The organism is Paraburkholderia sp. RCC_158, from assembly GCF_041355255.1.
GTDB classification, from domain to species: domain Bacteria; phylum Pseudomonadota; class Gammaproteobacteria; order Burkholderiales; family Burkholderiaceae; genus Paraburkholderia; species Paraburkholderia graminis.
The window spans coordinates 137,177-155,126 of record NZ_JBFUPM010000001.1 but is presented as its reverse complement, the minus strand read 5'-3'; the positions used below and the strand labels follow the sequence as shown (position 1 = coordinate 155,126).

Annotated in this window: 14 protein-coding genes and 1 pseudogene; 5 read left to right on the top strand and 10 right to left on the bottom strand. The window is 59.0% G+C overall.

Annotated elements, in window-relative coordinates; translation table 11 throughout:
* Nucleotides 1-60: 60 nt before the first annotated feature.
* Nucleotides 61-2,295 (bottom strand): annotated as a pseudogene (gene bamA, locus AB6809_RS00650) (outer membrane protein assembly factor BamA); the annotation flags it as partial.
* 412 nt (nt 2,296-2,707) lie between these two features.
* Between bamA and AB6809_RS00645 the strand changes: the two are divergent.
* From AB6809_RS00645 to AB6809_RS00635, 3 genes are all read left to right on the top strand, one after another.
* Nucleotides 2,708-2,920: a hypothetical protein gene (locus AB6809_RS00645; RefSeq protein ID WP_029970215.1), complete on the top strand. Its 213-nt coding sequence runs from the start codon at nt 2,708-2,710 to the stop codon at nt 2,918-2,920.
* Nucleotides 2,913-3,302 carry a hypothetical protein gene (locus AB6809_RS00640; protein ID WP_371025935.1) on the top strand — a complete coding sequence of 130 codons (390 nt, stop codon included), beginning with the start codon at nt 2,913-2,915 and terminating at the stop codon, nt 3,300-3,302. Before AB6809_RS00645 ends, AB6809_RS00640 begins: the two co-directional genes overlap by 8 nt.
* Before the next feature lie 143 nt (nt 3,303-3,445).
* Entirely contained in the window at nt 3,446-5,731 is a 2,286-nt protein-coding gene (locus tag AB6809_RS00635; RefSeq protein ID WP_029970217.1) for an LPS-assembly protein LptD, read from the top strand.
* A gap of 3 nt (nt 5,732-5,734) precedes the next feature.
* Here the strand turns inward: AB6809_RS00635 and AB6809_RS00630 are convergent, their stop codons facing one another.
* Complete coding sequence (locus tag AB6809_RS00630; protein ID WP_029970218.1) at nt 5,735-6,664, bottom strand: LysR substrate-binding domain-containing protein; 930 nt, start codon at nt 6,662-6,664, stop codon at nt 5,735-5,737.
* A gap of 261 nt (nt 6,665-6,925) precedes the next feature.
* Here AB6809_RS00630 and AB6809_RS00625 point away from each other — a divergent pair, with 261 nt between their 5' ends.
* Nucleotides 6,926-7,654, top strand: coding sequence for a DUF899 family protein (locus tag AB6809_RS00625; protein ID WP_029970219.1), 729 nt, complete (start codon nt 6,926-6,928; stop codon nt 7,652-7,654).
* A gap of 21 nt (nt 7,655-7,675) precedes the next feature.
* Here AB6809_RS00625 and AB6809_RS00620 read toward each other — a convergent pair whose 3' ends face one another.
* Nucleotides 7,676-9,649 carry a putative bifunctional diguanylate cyclase/phosphodiesterase gene (locus AB6809_RS00620; protein WP_371025934.1) on the bottom strand — a complete coding sequence of 658 codons (1,974 nt, stop codon included), beginning with the start codon at nt 9,647-9,649 and terminating at the stop codon, nt 7,676-7,678.
* A 177-nt stretch (nt 9,650-9,826) separates the two neighbouring features.
* A complete protein-coding gene (locus tag AB6809_RS00615; RefSeq protein WP_006049833.1) occupies nt 9,827-10,210 on the bottom strand; it encodes a hypothetical protein in 384 nt (127 codons plus the stop codon).
* A 350-nt stretch (nt 10,211-10,560) separates the two neighbouring features.
* Here AB6809_RS00615 and AB6809_RS00610 point away from each other — a divergent pair, with 350 nt between their 5' ends.
* Nucleotides 10,561-10,839, top strand: coding sequence for an HU family DNA-binding protein (locus AB6809_RS00610; RefSeq protein ID WP_006049832.1), 279 nt, complete (start codon nt 10,561-10,563; stop codon nt 10,837-10,839).
* A gap of 179 nt (nt 10,840-11,018) precedes the next feature.
* Here the strand turns inward: AB6809_RS00610 and AB6809_RS00605 are convergent, their stop codons facing one another.
* The 6 genes from AB6809_RS00605 to AB6809_RS00580 all read right to left on the bottom strand — a co-directional run bounded on the left by AB6809_RS00605 (nt 11,019) and on the right by AB6809_RS00580 (nt 17,692).
* Entirely contained in the window at nt 11,019-12,137 is a 1,119-nt protein-coding gene (locus AB6809_RS00605) for a 3-deoxy-7-phosphoheptulonate synthase (RefSeq protein WP_006049831.1), read from the bottom strand.
* A 197-nt stretch (nt 12,138-12,334) separates the two neighbouring features.
* Nucleotides 12,335-13,138, bottom strand: a complete 804-nt coding sequence (locus AB6809_RS00600) for a DUF72 domain-containing protein (protein ID WP_029970221.1) — start codon at nt 13,136-13,138, stop codon at nt 12,335-12,337.
* 145 nt (nt 13,139-13,283) lie between these two features.
* A complete protein-coding gene (locus AB6809_RS00595) occupies nt 13,284-14,849 on the bottom strand; it encodes a hypothetical protein (protein WP_029970222.1) in 1,566 nt (521 codons plus the stop codon).
* 54 nt (nt 14,850-14,903) lie between these two features.
* The gene (locus tag AB6809_RS00590; RefSeq protein WP_006049828.1) at nt 14,904-15,596 is read right to left on the bottom strand and encodes a phosphatase PAP2 family protein; all 693 of its coding nucleotides are present in this window, start codon (nt 15,594-15,596) and stop codon (nt 14,904-14,906) included.
* A 299-nt stretch (nt 15,597-15,895) separates the two neighbouring features.
* Entirely contained in the window at nt 15,896-16,195 is a 300-nt protein-coding gene (locus AB6809_RS00585; RefSeq protein ID WP_232292279.1) for a ligand-binding protein SH3, read from the bottom strand.
* 75 nt (nt 16,196-16,270) lie between these two features.
* Nucleotides 16,271-17,692 carry a UbiA family prenyltransferase gene (locus AB6809_RS00580; protein WP_371025933.1) on the bottom strand — a complete coding sequence of 474 codons (1,422 nt, stop codon included), beginning with the start codon at nt 17,690-17,692 and terminating at the stop codon, nt 16,271-16,273.
* Nucleotides 17,693-17,950 lie beyond the last annotated feature (258 nt).

Sequence of the window (17,950 nt, the reverse complement as noted above, 5' to 3'; positions counted from 1 at the left end):
TGCCGCTCACCTGTGCAATGCAGCTTGCGCTTGCAATGCTTGCAATAAGCGTCGACGGAATCAGAACGACGTGCCGATCTGAAACTGGAACTTCTGATACTTGTCGGTCGCGTGTTTGACGACCGGAAAGCCGAGCGACAATTTCAGCGGGCCAATTGGCGAAATCCATTCGAGTCCCGCGCCATAGCTGTAGCGCAAGCCGTTTGCGCCGGTACTATTGCCTTCGCTGCCCCACACATTGCCGGCGTCGACGAAGGTGAAAACGCGCAGTGTTCTGTCCCATCCGGTGCCGGGCAGCGGGAACGTCATTTCGACGTTGGCCACGACCATTCGCGAGCCGCCAATCGGGTCGCCCGTGGTTTTGTCGGTCGGCCCGAGCGAGCCGGATTCGTAGCCGCGCACCGAGCCAATGCCGCCTGCGTAGTAGTTCTTGAAGATCGGATACGCCTTGCCGGCAAACCCATTACCATAGCCGCCCTGAAGATTGAGGCCCAGAATGAAGCCGCGCGAGAACGAGTAGTAGTACTGCGCCTGGAGGTCGGTCTTGTAGTACTCGGTGCCGCCCGCCGGCGTGCCGACTTCGCTGTTGGCCTGCACGAAGTAACCGCGGCTCGGCACCAGTGCGCTGTCGCGATTGTCGCGTGCCCAGCCTGCTGTAATGGGCACGTTGTTGACCACATTGCCGAACTCGGCCACATAGTCTTTATAGCTTTGCGGCGTCGATGAATCCGTGCTCAGCCGGTTCTGCTCGAGTCCGAGGCCGAAATAGACGGTATCCGCCTCGGAGAACGGAATGCCGAACTTCAGATCCGCGCCCACGGTGATGATGCGAAAACTCGTATCAGTGTAGTAATAGAGCGGATAGGTGGTGCGGTAGTAGACGTCGGTAATACGCTTGATGCCGTCCACGGTGAAGTACGGGTCCGTTTGTGTAAGCGAAAGCGTGCGGTACGTCTTCGCCGTATTAACGTTCACGGCGAGGCTCGTGCCCGAACCGAACACATTGTCCTGCGAAATGCCGGCTGAAAGTACCACCTTGTCGGTGGACGAAAAGCCCGCTCCCAGCGTAATCGCGCCGGTCGGCTTCTCGTTGACTTTGACATCCACGTCGACCTGATCCGGCGATCCCTCCACCGGCACGGTGGTCACATCGACATCGGTGAAATAGCCCAGACGATTCACACGGTCCTTCGACAACATCAGGCGGTTCGAGTCGAACCACGAACTTTCGAGCTGACGCATTTCGCGGCGCACTACTTCGTCGCGGGTGCGAGTGTTGCCGGTCACGTTGATATGGCGCACATAGACGCGGCGGCTCGGGTCCACTTGCAGCGTCAGGTCGACCGTACGGTGTTGCTGATCGATCTTCGGCAACGCATTCACGGTGGCGAACGCGTAGCCGTATTCGCCGAGCTTGTCGACCACGGCCTTCGTCGCGGCCTGCAGCTTTTCCGCGGAAAAGCGCTCGCCGGCCTTGATGTTCACGAGTTTCGTCAACTCGCTCTCGCGGTCGAGCAGGTTGCCCGCCAGCTTGATAGAAGAAATGGTGTACGGCTCGCCTTCGTGAAGCGTGACCGTCAGATACATATCCTTCTTGTCCGGCGAAAGCGATACCTGCGTCGATTCGATGTTGAACTCCAGATAGCCGCGATTCAGGTAGTACGAGCGCACATGTTCCAGGTCGCCGGTGAGCTTGTCTTTCGCATACAGATCGTTTTTCGTGTACCACGAGAACCAGTTCGGCGTGGACAACTGCATTTCGTCGCGCAACGTGTCCGTGCTGAATACGCTGTTGCCGATGAAATTGATCTGCCTGATCTTTGCACTCGGACCTTCGGCCACGGAGAAAAGAATCGCCACACGGTTACGGTCGATTGGCGTGATCGTCGTCGTCACTTCCGCGGCGTAATAGCCGCGCGTCAGGTACTGGCGCTTCAATTCCTGCTCCGCCTTGTCGACGAGCGCCTTGTCGTAAGAGCGGCCTTGCGACAAACCGACGGCGCGCAGCGCCTTCGTCAGGTTTTCCTTGTCGAACTCGTGAATGCCGGCGAAGTCGATTGTGCCGACGGCCGGGCGTTCCTGAACGTGTACGGTGACGACATTGCCTTCGGTGGAAATACGCACGTCGTTGAAAAACCCGGTGGCATAGAGCGCGCGAATCGATTCGGAAGCCTTATCGTCCGTAAAGGTCTCTCCCTGTTTGATCGGCAGATAGGCGAAGAGGGTGCCCACTTCGATGCGTTGCAGACCTTCTATCCTGATGTCCTGCACGACGAACGGTTCGGCGGAATGCGCGGGGCTGCTTGCCAGCGTGATGCCGGCGAATGAAAGCGCGCCTGCCAGCCGGCTCGTTAAAGCTTGAAAGTTCATCTTGAGTTATCGATCCTGATGCAGCGCGCGCGAGCGCAGATGAGAACGCTCGAAGGCAAACGGCGCATTCGAAACGACGGTATTGGGCTCTGGAAAGCGCGAAGTATAGGGACGTGTGCGGCGGCTATCGTTACCGGAAACTTTCCGCGCCTTATGGTCGTGCGGTGTCCAATCTATCGACGAGGCGGTGCGCGGGGGCTGTCAGCGTTGTGCGTGGAAATAATGCGTTACAGAGGCGAAGAATGCGTAGGGCGCGTGTAACCCAATGGCGCATGGGCGCTGCTATTGTGAAATCGGCGATTGCGCTACCGGCGTAACGCGATTTGGAGGGCGGGTCATGATGGAGTTCTTTTCACCGGCGGTTCTTGCAGCGATCTTGCGCGTCAGTTCGACGCCGATCTTTTCGTTGCGCCTTGCTACAGCGTCGCTGCTCGTGCGCCGCGACGTGCCGCGCTCTGCGATCGATGCGATCGATGCGGTCGCTATGGTCGATCCGGTCGATGCGCGCGAGCGCGGCAACCCCGCGCGAGAGGATGCGATTCGTGGCTGACATTTCGACTTTCATGCTGGATTCGATCACCGGCATGCAATTGACGGCGGACGGCCAGTACCTGCTGATTCACGGCAATCAGCCCACGGCCGCGCTGCATCGTTCGGTACTCAACGATCTTCTGGTGGCGCTGCCCAATGCCATAGAGCATGCGGAACGCGTGGCTCACGATGGTCAGGAGAGAGGTTTCGCACTGCATTGTCAGGGTTGGGAAGTTGGCCGGCTGGAAGGCATGGGCATGGTGGTGATCCGCTTTCACCTATCGGCGAATGCGGGCCTGTCGTTTTCGTTGCCCGCCGAGCAGATTCCTCATCTGCTACATGCGCTCGGCGGCGTGGTGGCTGCAAACGAGGCTCGTGCGAGCGAAGTGACGCTGCAATAGCCGCATTCCATTCGTGAATACGCTGCCGGCGTCGGCGTGCTTTCTTTTCGCATTGCTGCGTCCTTCATTCTTTCCTTTCGTTACCTCTTTTGAAACTACGCAGTGTATTTCAGCGCATTCGCTTAAGGCGGCTCGTTTCTCTGATGCTGTGTACTGCGGGCTATGCGCCGCTTGCCGGTCACGCGCAATTGAGCGGCGCGGCTGCGCAAGCCGAATCTGTCGACGGTGTATGGGGTCTGCGGCTCGCGCCGCAGTTGACGGAGCAGCCTATGCGCGCGGGAGAGCAGCCAGTCGTATCGGCGATTGCCGATTCCGTCACGGCCACCGCGGACACGGACGTGTCGCTCAAGGGACATGCGCAGTTGCGGCGCGGCGTGTCCATCGTGAAGGGCGACGCATTGCATTACGACGTGGATACGGATAAGGCCGATGCCTATGGCAACGTACAACTCGTTCAGAATGGCAACGTGTTCGACGGCCCGGACGCGCATGTTTACCTGGCAGCGAATGAAGGCTATATCAGCGTGCCCAAATACCGGTTCCATCTCACGGGAGGTTGGGGCAGTGCACTGCGCGTCGATCTTCTGGATAAGGAACGCTCGGTCGTGCATCACGGCACGTACAGCGCGTGTCAATGCGAGTCGGACCCGGCCTGGTACGTGAAGGCATCGGAGTTCGACATGGATACCGGTACTGACGAGGGTATCGCGCATAACGGCGTGCTGTTCTTTCAGGGCGTGCCGCTGCTCGCGAGTCCGTGGCTATCGTTTCCACTGTCGGGCGCGCGGCGCAGCGGCCTGTTGCCGCCGACTTTCTCGATGAGTTCCACTAATGGCGTCGACGTGGCGCTGCCGTATTACTTCAACCTTGCACCGAACTACGATCTCACGCTGACGCCACGCATCATGACGCGCAGAGGCGCAATGCTGACAGCTGATTACCGTTATTTGCGGCCCAACGATTCCGGGTCCATTTCAGTTGCCTGGCTGCCGCACGATGCAATAACCAACACAGAGCGCTATTCGATTGCGTTGAAAGAGAACTGGGATTTCGGCTCGGGATTCGGCGCATACGTCAATTACAACCGCGTCTCCGACTCCACGGTCGTAACCGATCTCGCGTCGGGCATTGCCTTTCCGACCGGCTCGACCACGCTGTATCAGCAGGAAGCCGGGCTCACCTATTCGAATGGACCGTGGACCGTATTGGCGCGCGAGCAGCGCTGGCAATCTTTTTCCAGCGACTCCACTTACAACCGCGAGCCGCAAGTCAATGTTCGCTACGCGCGCTACAACGTGGGCGGTTTCGATTTTGGCGCCGAGGCAGATGCGACGCGCTTCACCATCTCGTCGTCGGATATGACGCAAGGCAATCGCTTCGTTTTCAATCCGTATGTGAGCTATCCAATCGAGCGTCCGGGCTGGTTCATTACACCGAAGCTGGCGTGGCATTTCGCTGCGTACGATCTGACGTCGATCGGCTCCGACATGCCCGCGGGCGAGCCCAAATCATTCAGCGTAAACGTGCCGACGTTCAGCCTCGATTCCGGCATGCGCTTCGAGCGAAGCGTGCGGCTGTTCGGGCAGTCGTACATACAGACGCTCGAACCGCGCCTCTTCTATGTGTACACGCCTTATCGCAATCAGTCGTATGTGCCGCTATTCGACACGGCCGCCGCGGATTTCGGACTCGCCGAATTGTTCATGGAGAACAGCTTTGTCGGTAATGACAGGGTGTCCGATGCGAATCGCGCGACGGCGGCATTGACCACGCGCTTCATCGACCCCTCAAGCGGGGATGAGCGCGCGCGCTTTGTTCTCGCGCAGCAATATGACTTTCGCACGCCGCGCGTGACGTTGCAGTCCACCGACAATATCAGCACGGTGGCGCGGACCGGCATTATTCTCGGCGCCTCATACAAGGTGGGGTCCAATCTCAGCGCCGAGCAGGCTGTCGAGTACAGTCAGGCCAATCATTACCTCACGCATGCGGAGGCCGGATTTGGCTGGGCGCCTGGCGCGCACGAGGTGTTGAATATGGCGTACCGCTACACGCGAGCCAATAGTACGCTCGACTATCAGCCGGTCAATCAGTTCATTGTCTCCGGGCAATGGCCGCTTGCGCGCAATGTCGTCAGCGTTGCGCGTGTCAATTACGACATGAGTGCGCATCGGCTGATTGCCGGCTTGCTTGGGATTCAATACGACGCTAACTGCTGGTCCCTCGGTGTCGCATTCGAAAAGTACACCAATGCGACGAGTTCGGCCACATCGCCGAGTACTGGAACCCGCATGCTGATGCAGCTTCAGTTGAAGGGCTTTTCGCAGGTCGATAACGGTTTGCTCAATCAGTTTCGCGCCAACGTGCCCGGCTATACGCCCGCGTCGACGGTGGAAGAACCGGTGTCGCGCTTCAGCGATTATCAATAGCGTCTATCGCGGCGTGTGGATATCGGCGCTGGCGTCGTCGCACGAAAACTGCTCGGCCTCCGCAAGTATCCATTGCCTGAAGCCGAGTAGTTCCGGCCGACGTTCGCCATTCTCCGCACTGACGAGCCAGTACGCGCCCGCCGAGTCAATCGTGCCGAACGCCGCTTCGACGAGCGCGCCGCTCTCGAGGTCGCGATCTACCAACGGCTTGCGGCCGAGTGCAACGCCGAGCCCCATGCTTGCCGCTTCGAACGCGAGTTGGATGGTATCGACACGCAAGCCGTCGTCGGGATCGAGCTTCTCTGTGCCGGTCGCTTCGAGCCACGTCTGCCAGTCTTCGCTCGCGGCGTTCACGTGAATCAACGTGGCTTTCTCTAATGACGGCGCGCCATGCTCGTCGCGCAGCGACTCGAGATAAGCGGGGCTGCAAACGGGGACGAGTTGTTCTCCAAAGAGCCGCGTCCATGCGGTGCCCGCAACCGGTGCGCGGCTCAAGCGGATTGCGAAATCGAATCCATCCACGGGAAAACCGACCTGGCGATGCGATGTGTCGACCGTCACGTTGGCATTCGGCCAACGCGCTTTGAAATGCTGCAAGCGCGGCAATAGCCAGCGCGATGCAAACGTCGGCGCGCAACTCAACGCAATCGGCCGATTCGCGCGATGATTCGGCAGACGCTGCGTGCCGATCGCGATCAGCGAAAACGCCTCTGAAACATATGACAGATAGTCGGCGCCGGTCGCGGTCAGTGATATGCCGCGCGGCTCGCGCACGAACAGTTCGACGCCGAGCGCTTCTTCGAGACCGACAATGCCGTGACTGACGGCACTCGGCGTCACATTCAATTCCGCGGCGGCGAGCTTGAAGCTTTGATGCCTGCCCGCCGCTTCGAAAAAACGGAGCGCGGGCAAAGGCGGCAGACGTAGCGGCATGTTGCATCCCCATATGACGGCGCAACGCCCGCGAGGCCGCGTGCGTGCCGTTTCGCGACAGCATACCGCGACGTGGCGATTGTTTTGCAGCGGTTTTCATTGCAGTGCGGAAAGAAGTTCTTGCGCACTGTGCGATAAATTGTTTGCACGCGTTGTCGATACTCGGTGGATTCGATCGTCGTCTGCATATGGGCGGCGCGCCTTTAGCCCTTTAGCCCTTTAGCCGCTCACTTGTCCTTTCTCATCGACAGGAGATGCCAGATGACTGAACTGAACCAGGCTTCATCGACGCTCAAACCGGCCCGCGAACTGGCCGACTTGCCGCGCCGTTTTCCCGGCGAAAGCGCCGAATATCGGCGTGCACGCAACGAATTACTCGCTGAAGAAATCGAACTGCGCCGCCATATCGAACGCGTCGCCGCGCAGCGCCGTGCGTTGCCGCTCGGCGGCGCGGTGCCGGAGGATTATCGTTTCGAAGGAGAGTCCGGACCCGTCACGTTGTCCCAAATGTTCGGCACTCACGACACACTCGTCACCTATAACTGGATGTTCGGTCCACAGCGCGAGCGGCCTTGCCCAATGTGCACTTCGCTGCTGAGTGCGTATGACGGCGAAATGCCCGACATTCTGCAGCGCGTCGCATTTGCGGTGATCGCGCGTTCGCCGATAGAGAAACTCGCCGCCTTCAAGAAAGAGCGCGGCTGGCGCCATTTGCGGCTGTATTCGTCGGCGGGCAATACATTCAATCGCGACTATGCGGGAGAAGATCCGGACGGCGACGACGTGCCCGCATTCAACGTGTTCACGAGAACCAATGGGACGGTGCGTCACTTCTGGGCCGCGGAAATGGGTCCGTGGACCGCCGATCCTGGCCAGGACCCGCGAGGCGCGCCCGACGTAATGCCGATCTGGACCGTGCTCGATATGACGCCAGGCGGCAGGGGCAGCGACTGGTATCCGAAGCTGCAATACGACAATGCACCGCGTTAGCGCGGCGCGCGGCAAGGGCGATTAGCTCGCTGCGTCGTTTGCCTGACTTTGCGCGAGCGCGGATTGCAGATAGCCTGACACGGCGCCCGAACGCATGGGCGGACTGAACAGGTAGCCTTGCACCGCGCGAGCGCCCAATGCCTTGACCACTTCCGCTTGCGACGAAGTCTCGAGCCCCTCGACCACACATTCGAGCCCGAGGTTCTTGCACAGATCCAGTACCGATTTGACGATCTTCTTCGATGCGCTATTCGAATCGACGTCGGTCATAAAGCTGCGGTCGATCTTGATCGAATCGAACGGAAGACGGTGCACGTAACTGAGGCTCGAATAGCCGGTGCCGAAATCGTCGAGCGAAACGCGGCAGCCTGCCTGCTTGATCATCGTGAGCGCGGAGCGGGCCTGCTCGAAGTCGCGCGTGACCGCCGTTTCCGTGATCTCAAACGACACGCGATGCGGCGGCACGCCGCTTGCCGAAACAATGTCGATAAGACGGCGCGCGCGTGCCGACGTCGAAATATCGATCGCGGAAAGATTGAACGACAGATAGAGTTCGGCTGGCCAATGCGGAACTTCGGCGAGTGCTTTATGCAGCAGTACTTCCGTAATCCGCAGAATGATTTCGGTGCGCTCCGCGATGCGGATGAACTCTTCCGGCTTGACTGCGCCGAGCCGCGGATTGTGCCATCGGCCGAGTGCTTCGAGTCCGATTGTCCGTCTCGTCACGACGTCGGAGATCGGCTGAAACTCCAGAAAGAGTTCGGACTCGAGTTCCGCGTGACGCAATTCCTGCGTGACGAGACTCGAACGCCGAATGCGCGTTTCGTGTTCCGTGGAAAAGATCACCGCTGTGCCGCGACGGCCTTCCTTGCCGACATAAAGCGCCGCATCCGCGCGCTCGAACACTTGAGTAACGGTGTTGCCCGCGTCGGGAAATGCGGCCCAGCCGATCGTGCCCGACAGTTCCGCGATATTGCCCGCGACGCGATACGGCTGACTGAGCGCGTCGCAAATGCGCTGGCCCAATTCGAGCAGCGCGTCGTTCGATTGTCGGTTTTGCGCGAGTATTCCGAATTCGTCGCCACCGAGCCGCGCGAAGAATATGCCGGGCTCAGCGAGCGCAAGCAGACGCACGCCGACTTCCTGCAGCACGAGATCGCCGCTCGCGTGACCGTAGATATCGTTGACCTGCTTGAAGCCGTCGAGATCGATAAGGCCCACATTAAAGCCGCCGCCAGTGGCGAGCGCCTGCTCGGACAGCGCGCGCAGCGAGGCGAAAAAGCTGCGGCGATTGGGCAGGTCGGTCAGGCTGTCGATGCTTGCGAGTCGAAAGTTCTCGTCGCTGAGTCGTTGAGTCTTCTCCTGACTCGCCTGCAAATCGCGCTGCGTGTGCACGACTCCCGCAAACGAGCGGTAATACAGTTCGATGATGAACGCGAGTGCGAGTCCGATAAGCGTCATGTCGACCGCCATCGCGATGAAAACCGGAGAGCCGGTGAAGACGAGGAACGTCGAAAAACTCAGGATAACGATCGATAGCAGCAGCAACGCGGCCACGCGCAAATGCATCAGGCAGAACACGCAGCCTACTACTGTCGTCGCCATATAGAAGGCGACGTGCGCCTGTTCATACGGCGTGCCGTAGGGCAGCAGCATCAGCGACCAGGCAGTGAATGCAATGCCGAAGATGCCCGCTACCCAGATGAGCCGGCGCAGTTCGGGTACGGCTTTCTCGTGAGTCAGTACCAGGTTGCGGCCACGCCACCATCGCATGCAGCGTACGACACACAGCGTGCAAAGCGCGCCGGGAATGTAGATGGACATCCACGCCGGCGCGCTATGCAAATGCGTGAACGTGACGGCCATCGTATTGACGATCAGGATGAAGTAGAGAAGGGGAATCTGACGGCCGAACGCCTGGACCTGCGAACGCACGAGCTCGGGGTCTCCTTCCGCAACCGACAACGCTTCTCGCAATCTGGTTATTGCAACCATTCCTGTCCTTTAACATTTGCGCCGCATACGCAGCTTGGTATATCGGCAGGGGCCGGTCGGACCTTGAGCGCAGTCGATGCGAGCTTCAGTTCGTGAGACGGTAAGAACGACCTGCATGTTGCGAAAGGGGCGTTTATTCGCGCGTCGTTCGAGTAACTTTGACCTTGGGATTGCGGCTCAAAGCGTGGGACAGGACAGCACGCGCAAGGGTCCAAGCGTCGTACCGGGTTCGCCGTGCGTGGCGGGGCTGCCTTGCGGCGGCGTCGAAACGAGGCGCACGGCGTCCTCACCGGCATTCGCCAGAACATACTTTTCGGCGCTGTTTTCGGGCTGCCAGTAAGCGCGAAACATGCCGTTTTCGCCGAATACGAGCAGCTTGCCATGCACCGTTTTCATTCCGCTGATGAGATCCACGGGCTCGCCGTCGCGCACCTGAAAAGCTTGCGGCGTGGCCGAATGAGTGGCGCTTGCGAGCGTTGCGCAGCCGTTTTCATCGGCTGAAGCAGTGCCGCCGACGAGCGCGCCGAGCAGTGCACATGTTGCAATATGGCGAAATTTCATCTTTTTCTTTCTCCCGATTGCTGGCTTGTTGGCGCGTTGCAAGGCGAATGCCGCTGCTCGCGGGCGGCACCATAACATAGTAAAAAATCGCTGGGCGATTGCGAGAGGCCGCGCTAAAGCACTGAAATTGCAACGGATTGTGATTCGACGCGTGCGCCGGTACGGCGCGAGAAACGCGTAAGCGCGCGATTCTTATGGCACTTTGCCGAAGAAAATCGTCAAATCCCCAGTGGGCGGGTGAAACAAGGCTTACACGCGGGGTTTGCGCGAATGCGCGCCTATGCGTTAGTGTGTCGGTCCCGGCGCGACAGATGTAGCGCCGTTTCCATGATTACCATACGGGAAGTGCTATGAACAAACAGGAACTGATTGATGCAGTCGCCGCAGCGACGGGCGAAAGCAAAGCGGCCACGGGCCAAACCATCGACGCTATCGTTGAAGCGGTGACCAAAGCCGTGGTCGGTGGCGATACGGTGCAACTGGTCGGTTTCGGTTCTTTCTCGACTGGCGCGCGTGCAGCACGCGTGGGCCGCAATCCGTCGACGGGCGCCGAGATCCAGATCGCCGCAGCCAAGACGGTGAAGTTCACCGCAGGCAAGGCGTTCAAGGAAGCAGTCAACGCGTCGTAATGCAACGCGCTTCACACTGGAGCGTCCGCCATGCGCCGTCATGGCGCTGCGAGCGACGCCTCGAGTGTGAAGAATCGCGCGCTGCGCAGCCCCGATAGACGAACGCGTCGGCGGATGGCGCGGCGCGTGTGCGCCGGCTTTCGTCGAGCGCGCTCGACGCAGCGAGGCTGCGTCTGCAATCAGCTCGCGCGGCGCTTGCGCGTCGCTTCGGCGAGCGTCTCCAGCACCGGTTCCGTTTGCGTCCAGCTCACGCATGCATCGGTAATGGACACGCCGTAACGCAGCGGCTCGCCGGCCTTCAGATCCTGACGGCCTTCTTCCAGATGACTTTCAAGCATGACGCCGATAATGCGGCGCTCGTGCGCGGACAGTTGTTGCGCGAGATCCTGAACCACATCGAGTTGACGCAAATGCGATTTGCCGGAGTTCGCGTGCGAGCAGTCGATCATCACCTGTTCACGCAGCCCCGCTGACTTAAGCGCTGCGCAGGTTGCCGCCACTGAAGCGCTGTCGTAGTTCGGGCCTTTCTTGCCGCCGCGCAGAATCACGTGAGCGTCGTCGTTGCCGCGCGTTTCGAAGATCGCAGCCATGCCCATCTTCGTCATGCCCATGAACGCGTGGCTTGCGCGCGCGGCGACGATTGCGTCGGCGGCAATCTGCACACCGCCGTCGGTGCCGTTCTTGAAACCGATCGGACAACTCAGGCCCGAAGCCAGTTGCCGATGACTCTGACTTTCCGTTGTGCGCGCACCGATTGCGCCCCAGGCGATCAGATCGGCAATGTACTGCGGGCTCAGCAGGTCGAGAAATTCCGTTGCGGTAGGCAAGCCGAGTCCGTTGATGTCGAGCAGCAATTGCCGCGCGAGACGCAGGCCCTCATTGATGCGGAAACTGCCGTCCAGACGCGGATCGTTGATATAGCCTTTCCAGCCGACGGTAGTGCGCGGCTTCTCGAAGTACACGCGCATGATGATCAGCAGGTCGTCTTTGTACGCATCCGCGGCGGCTTTTAGCTTCTGCGCGTAGTCGATTGCCTGGTCGTGATCGTGAATCGAGCAGGGCCCGACGATCATCACGAGGCGGTCGTCGCGCCCGTGCAGAATGTCGGCGATTTCCACGCGGGTTTTTTCCACCAGCGATTGCACCGTGGGCGGCACGGGAAGTTCGTCCTGCAGCAGCGCGGGCGAAATGAGCGGACGTACCGCGCCGATGCGAACGTCGTCGATGCGGGTAGTGTCCTGGGTGGCGTCGGCCGAGCCGACTTCCTGGTCGTGCAGAGGATTGTCGATGGCGCTCAAGGTATTCTCCCGGACTTGTCGATGTGAGCTGGCCTTGCGGCCTTGAATGTGGGTGTCGTTGCGCGGTGGGTCGCGCGCAATTCGCTGCCGGGATTATGACATTCGCGCGCCACCGCGGACACCGCGCGGCTCGAGGGTGCGCGCGAAGTGAGCGAGAACTGAGTGAGAACTGAGCAAAAGCCGCTCGAAAGCGTTGCTTAAAGCCGCTCGATCAGCGCCTTTGCAGCGGCCGGATTGCGTTCCTTGAAACCGCTGATCACGTAGAGATACACATCGCGTGCGGCTGCTTTCGCGGGCGGCGCGCCACAGGTTTCCAGATCGCCGGGCGTGGTGCCCGTCGCCAGTTGGCGCGCGCGTTCGGCCCATGCGTCGAGCGCTTTCGCCGGATAACCGTTGGCCTCTTTCTCGGTTGTGCCCATGATGCGCGCGTACACGAACGGCGCGGTGATGTCGGCGATCTGCGGATATTCGCTGTCGCCGGCCAGCACCACTGCGACCTTGTATTTGCGTGCCAGCGCGATGAATTCGGGTGTCCTGAAGCTCTCGTTGCGCACTTCGATTGCATGCCTGAGCTTGATTCCTTCAATGCTCGCGGGCAGCAGCTTGAGGAAAGCCTCGAAATCTTCGCCGTCGAATTTCTTGGTCGGCGCAAACTGCCAGTTGACGGGCCCGAGCTTCTGTTTGAGCAGCAGCACGCCGCTCGCGAAAAAACGCTCGATGGTCTCGCCGGCATCCGCGAGTACTTTTCGATTCGTCGCGTAGCGCGGCGCCTTCAGCGAAAAGACGAAATCATCCGGCGTTTCCTGATACCACTTTTCATAGCTCTCCGGCTTTTGCAAGCCGTAGAACGTCCCATTGATTTCGATGGTCGACAACTGGCGGCTCGCGTATTCGAGCTCGCGCTTTTGCGTTAGATCTTCGGGATAAAACACCCCGCGCCACGGGGCATAGGTCCAGCCACCAATGCCCACACGGATTCGCGGTTTCGTGCGCGTTGCCATATGCGGTTTTCCTCGTTGTTCTGGTTTGCCTCGCGGCGCCCCGGTGTCGATTCGAGCGCTGACAGCCCTACGTTGCGTCAGGCAGTAGCTTACTCGATCGTGCGTCGCGTGTAAGGAAGGGGCGGGGCATTCATCAAAACGGGGGTTATCGCGGAAGCATCCGGTAAAGCCGATGTTCCGGTAAAGTCGCAACGAGTTGCCAGCCAGCGAGTGTTTCAGACAGGCGCCGTTGCGGATCGAACACTGCCAGGTACACCTCAGTGAATCGGGTTGGCAAGTCCGGAAATGTTTTTTGCAAGTCTGCTGCCCACGCGCGCAGCATATCGTCGTTTGCGCGGAATGCCTTATCGCCGTTTTCAATGTCGTCCTGGAACTTCCTCAACGCGGCGTTTTTGGTGCGGTAAAGCACCGGCTGTTGACCCGCCTTCAAATAGAGATCCGGTACGAGAACACGATCAAGCGTGGCGAGCGCGACGACTTTATCCAGATACGGATTCCACCGGTCGGGCGCCGTTCTTGGCGACGGGTACGTCGTATCCTGTTTGTACTGGAACAGAACAGAGCCTGATTTCAAGGACGCAAACGTAGCCCTGTATGCCTGAATGGCAGGCTTCGCCGCACGCCAGTCGGCAGTTACCGTCGCAATGCGGAACAGGAAGACGATAGTGAGCGCCACCGCGCCGGCACGTTGCAGACGCGGTCTCGAAGCCCGCACATCCACCAGTGCAGTCAGCAGGAACGCGAAGCTCAGCGCACATCGCTCGACAACGCCATAAGAAGCAAATGCGGAGAATGGCGCGAATAGGGCCACCAGCGGAAGCGCGATGACGGTTATCCGGCACTCAGGCTGACACGTCCACCACCTCAGTAGAAAGCCCACGGCTAACGTCAGGCCCAGGCTTGCCAGAATTGCAATGTCGGCGGGAGGATTACCGATTGCGAACACATCGAGCCAGCGGCTCACTTTGGCGAATAGATGAATGAAACCGAAGTCGACGGAACCGCGAAGCCCGCCGGTACTGCTGTGCGCCAGCAATACCACGGGAAGTATCAACGGAACCAGGGTTGCGCTCGCATGCCTGAACATCGACCGGATGCGGAACTTGTCTTCCTGTAGCAGACAGCCAAGCTCCCATGTTCCCGTGACCAGTGCAAAGACGGCCAAAGGAAACAGATGGCAAAAATAGATGAGAAGCGCGCTGCAAGACGACACTGCGATTCGAGCGACCGTGGACCGGCGTAGCGTGACATGCAACGCTATGGCCCATAAACAAAGGCCGATTCCGAACAGAAAGTTGTCGTAGCCGCGAATCAGAATCCAGTTGTAGAGCAGCAGAAAACTGGTCAATGGGAACCATGACCAGCGGCCGTTTAGCGCACGGCTGAGGATCAGGCATCCCGAGCTGATCAACGCGAGTTCGACAACGATAAAGAGCCACGCAGCCCATTCCACCGGCATGAGCTTCGCGATCCACGGGACCGTCAGGTCCATCGCAAGATCGGGTAAGGGGTCCCACCGAACTACGAAGTCGCCGGCATAGGAAACCGGATGCGCAAGAATGTCTATCCTGACGATATTATAAAAGTGCTGCCCCAACGGAGGTATCGACGAAACGAAGAGCGGCAATGAGGCCACGAGAGTGGCGATTAGCCAGACGGCCCACAGAGTCAACGGCCTGCCGCCCTGCACGGTTCCTCTTTGTGCAGTCATCAAATCCCCTTTCAGGTTGTTAAAGCGCTTTGCGTCGTGCGGGTAACGAACGAATCAAACAACCTTGAGGATCGAAGTCGCGAAAGTTCTAATCTCATCGAACTGGGTAACAAGTTCCAGGCACAACACGAATCCAAGCATCGCCGATAGTCCGGGGTAGCGCTCGATCCAACGCAATATAGGAGTTGCGTAAAGCGGTCTCACGGAATCGCGCGTCATGACATAGGTAATGACGATGCCGATCGCAGCGCCCGCCAACAGGTCCGTCGGATAGTGGAAGCCGAGGTAGGCGCGCGGAATGCAAATGAAAATGGCGACGTAGAGAAGCGCGAGAATGCCGATGCGGCGCGAGACGACAAAGAGTCCTACTGCGACCGACATCCACAGCATTGCGTGATCGCTAGGAAAGGAACTCCACGTTGACAACATGCTTTCGCTTTGCGGGACAAATGGGAAATGAAGGTTTAGCTCGGGTGAAAAGGCGGGGCGCATACGGAAGGGTAAAAAATGCGCGAGAAGCCTTCCTGCAAGAAGGGCCAACAGGCCACTCACGGCCGTTGCAATCACGACTTCACGCCTCCATTGCCGACGCTCCGCCGATTGAAACCATATCCACCACAAAGCCGGGATCAGAACCAGACCTTTGAAGGTGTACATGTTGGCAATGGCTTGCACCGCATGATTGCAGAGCGCACACGAATTGAATCCGCTAAGGAACGTCTCGATGCTCGTATCGAAGCTGTTCATTTTTCGCGTAGACAGTAAGGTTCGTACTGGGACCGGACGGCAACCCTCCGTCTTGCGGAGGGGTTCGCCCAACGAGTCGCTTTCCTACCTGCGGTACACCCAGATTATGATATTTGCCACCGTCGGAGGATCGACATCGGCTCCCGAATGCGCGCTTGCGCACGCTACGTTCCAAAAAATTTCCCGTTGTGGCCTGAAATGAAGAATGCTTTCAGATTGCCGTCACGGAACATCGGGTCACGCGCAAGCAGTCTCGCGAAGTACTGGTATGAGCAGCGAAGTTCAGGTCAGCACCACGCTCACGGCCTTGCACTCGACGGCAGGTATAGCAACAGCACGCTTATGAGAAGGAAGCCTGCGCCTGCGACGATCCGCGGCGAAACCGCTTCGCCTGACACGACGCCAAACACAAGAATCTCGAGGATCGTGACTGCAACCATCAGCGGATAAGCCACGCTCAGCTCGACGCGCTTGAGTGCCAGCGCATAAAGGCCGAACCCGGCACCATAAGCCGCTATCGCGGCGAGTCGATAAAGTAACGGCCGGCCACCGGTCGCGAACAACGAGGGGTCGTTATCAACCCGCGCCGCAATGCGCAAAAGAATGCTCGCCGAGGCACTGCACGTGCCGCTCAGAAACAGAAAAAAGAATTGCATCGATTGAATGGTCGAGGGTCAGCTTGCCGCTATCACCGTCGCTACGCAGAGGCAGACCACGAGCAGGCTAAGGCGGTTCTTGAAGGTGAACACGATCGGATCGTCATGCATCTCGCCGCGAAAGGCCAACATCCACACACGGCTAATCCAGAAGAGAAGTAGCCCGAATAACAACCAGAGTGCGTGCGGGTGCCGATAGAGCATCCGTACATCGGATGAATTCATGTAGAGCGCGAGCACCAGTACCGCGACGTAGCCAGAAGCCGTGCCGAATGAACGCAGAATGCCGAGATCCTGCGTAACGTAACCGCGCCCGACTGCGCAAACTTTCGCTTCGCGCAATAGCGCGTCGAGCTCCGCGTAGCGCTTCACCATCGCGAGACTGAGAAAGATCAGAATAGAAAACATGATCAACCAGTCCGACAGGGGAATGTCCCCCGCGGCGCCGCCCGCCGCGACGCGGGCGGTGTAAAGAGCCGCGAGCACAAAGACATCGATAAGCACGAACCGTTTGAGCCTGAGCGAATAAGCAAGCGTAGTTGCGAAGTAGCCGGCCAATACGAGCTGAAATGTGGAAGGCAAAAGCAGGGCAAGACCCGCAGAGGCGACGAGGAGCGCACACCCGATAAGCATGCCAAAAGCGAGCGATAACTGTCCCGAGGCAAACGGCCGATTGCGCTTGCTTATGTGGCGCCGGTCCGCATCGAGGTCCAGCATGTCATTGAGCAGATATACCGATGACGCACAGAAGCAGAAGGAAAAAAATGCGATGCCTTCGGCTCGAAGCGTGTCCCCTTCGGTAAAACGGTGCGATGCGAGCAGCGGCACGAAGATCAGGAGATTCTTGACCCACTGATAAACACGCATTTCCCTGACGGTCAGGCCGATGAGCGATCGCCGCTCCTCGAAGAAGAGAACCTTCTGATTCACCATCTCGGCCGCCTCGGCGATCGGGCGCGTTCCCACAACGATTGCCCGTCTGCACTGTTTCCAAACGGGTACGTCGCACAGCGCGTTGCCGCAATAGTCGAAGCCATGCGGACCGAATTCCTCGGACAAAGCGCACGCCTTGTGGACGCCGGACAGATTCAGAGCGTCGTTGCTCGCGAGAATACCCGCGAAGAAACCGAAGTATGAGGCTATCTGTTCCGCGAACTTGCGGTTCGCAGCCGTGCATAAATACAGATCCCTGCCACTGGATCGCTCTGCACGCAGGAACGCCACGAGGCGCGCGTTATAGGGAAGCAATGTCACATCGATTGCCGCCCGCTGGGCAATCTGCGCTTTCAGATGCGCTTTGCCGCGAAACAGCCACCCAATACAAAAAAACGCATACAGTGGATTTCGCTTTATCAGCACGAGGAAAGATTCGACCAGAAGGTCGGTGCTGGTCAGCGTGCCATCGAGATCGACGCAAAGGGGTACGCTCGCCTGGGACATCATCACCTCGTGTGAGTCTGGGCTGCATGCCTGATTCGTCAGGCAACGCGCATTGCATACACTTTCCTCTTCAAGAATAGTGCTCGATTTGCTCTGCACTGTGCGTCGGAACACACTTGTCGCGGCGTCGTTAAAAAAACTGTCACACTGGCTAAAGCGCAACTGTTCTTCAGGTTTCCTTAAGGATTTGCGCATAGCATCTGAGCGATATATGCGCCTTCGGTTCAGATGCTGATGCCGGTTGCGGACAAACCTTTT

Excerpts from the sequence above, each read along its gene's own strand:
- AB6809_RS00610 (WP_006049832.1), top strand. The coding sequence starts at position 10,561 with ATGAACAAACAGGAACTGATTGATGCAGTCGCCGCAGCGACGGGCGAA.
- AB6809_RS00600 (WP_029970221.1), bottom strand. The coding sequence starts at position 13,138 with ATGGCAACGCGCACGAAACCGCGAATCCGTGTGGGCATTGGTGGCTGG.
- AB6809_RS00645 (WP_029970215.1), top strand. The coding sequence starts at position 2,708 with ATGATGGAGTTCTTTTCACCGGCGGTTCTTGCAGCGATCTTGCGCGTC.
- AB6809_RS00590 (WP_006049828.1), bottom strand. The coding sequence starts at position 15,596 with ATGAACAGCTTCGATACGAGCATCGAGACGTTCCTTAGCGGATTCAAT.
- AB6809_RS00630 (WP_029970218.1), bottom strand. The coding sequence starts at position 6,664 with ATGCCGCTACGTCTGCCGCCTTTGCCCGCGCTCCGTTTTTTCGAAGCG.
- AB6809_RS00595 (WP_029970222.1), bottom strand. The coding sequence starts at position 14,849 with ATGACTGCACAAAGAGGAACCGTGCAGGGCGGCAGGCCGTTGACTCTG.
- AB6809_RS00620 (WP_371025934.1), bottom strand. The coding sequence starts at position 9,649 with ATGGTTGCAATAACCAGATTGCGAGAAGCGTTGTCGGTTGCGGAAGGA.
- AB6809_RS00625 (WP_029970219.1), top strand. The coding sequence starts at position 6,926 with ATGACTGAACTGAACCAGGCTTCATCGACGCTCAAACCGGCCCGCGAA.
- AB6809_RS00580 (WP_371025933.1), bottom strand. The coding sequence starts at position 17,692 with ATGTCCCAGGCGAGCGTACCCCTTTGCGTCGATCTCGATGGCACGCTG.
- AB6809_RS00615 (WP_006049833.1), bottom strand. The coding sequence starts at position 10,210 with ATGAAATTTCGCCATATTGCAACATGTGCACTGCTCGGCGCGCTCGTC.
- AB6809_RS00635 (WP_029970217.1), top strand. The coding sequence starts at position 3,446 with ATGCTGTGTACTGCGGGCTATGCGCCGCTTGCCGGTCACGCGCAATTG.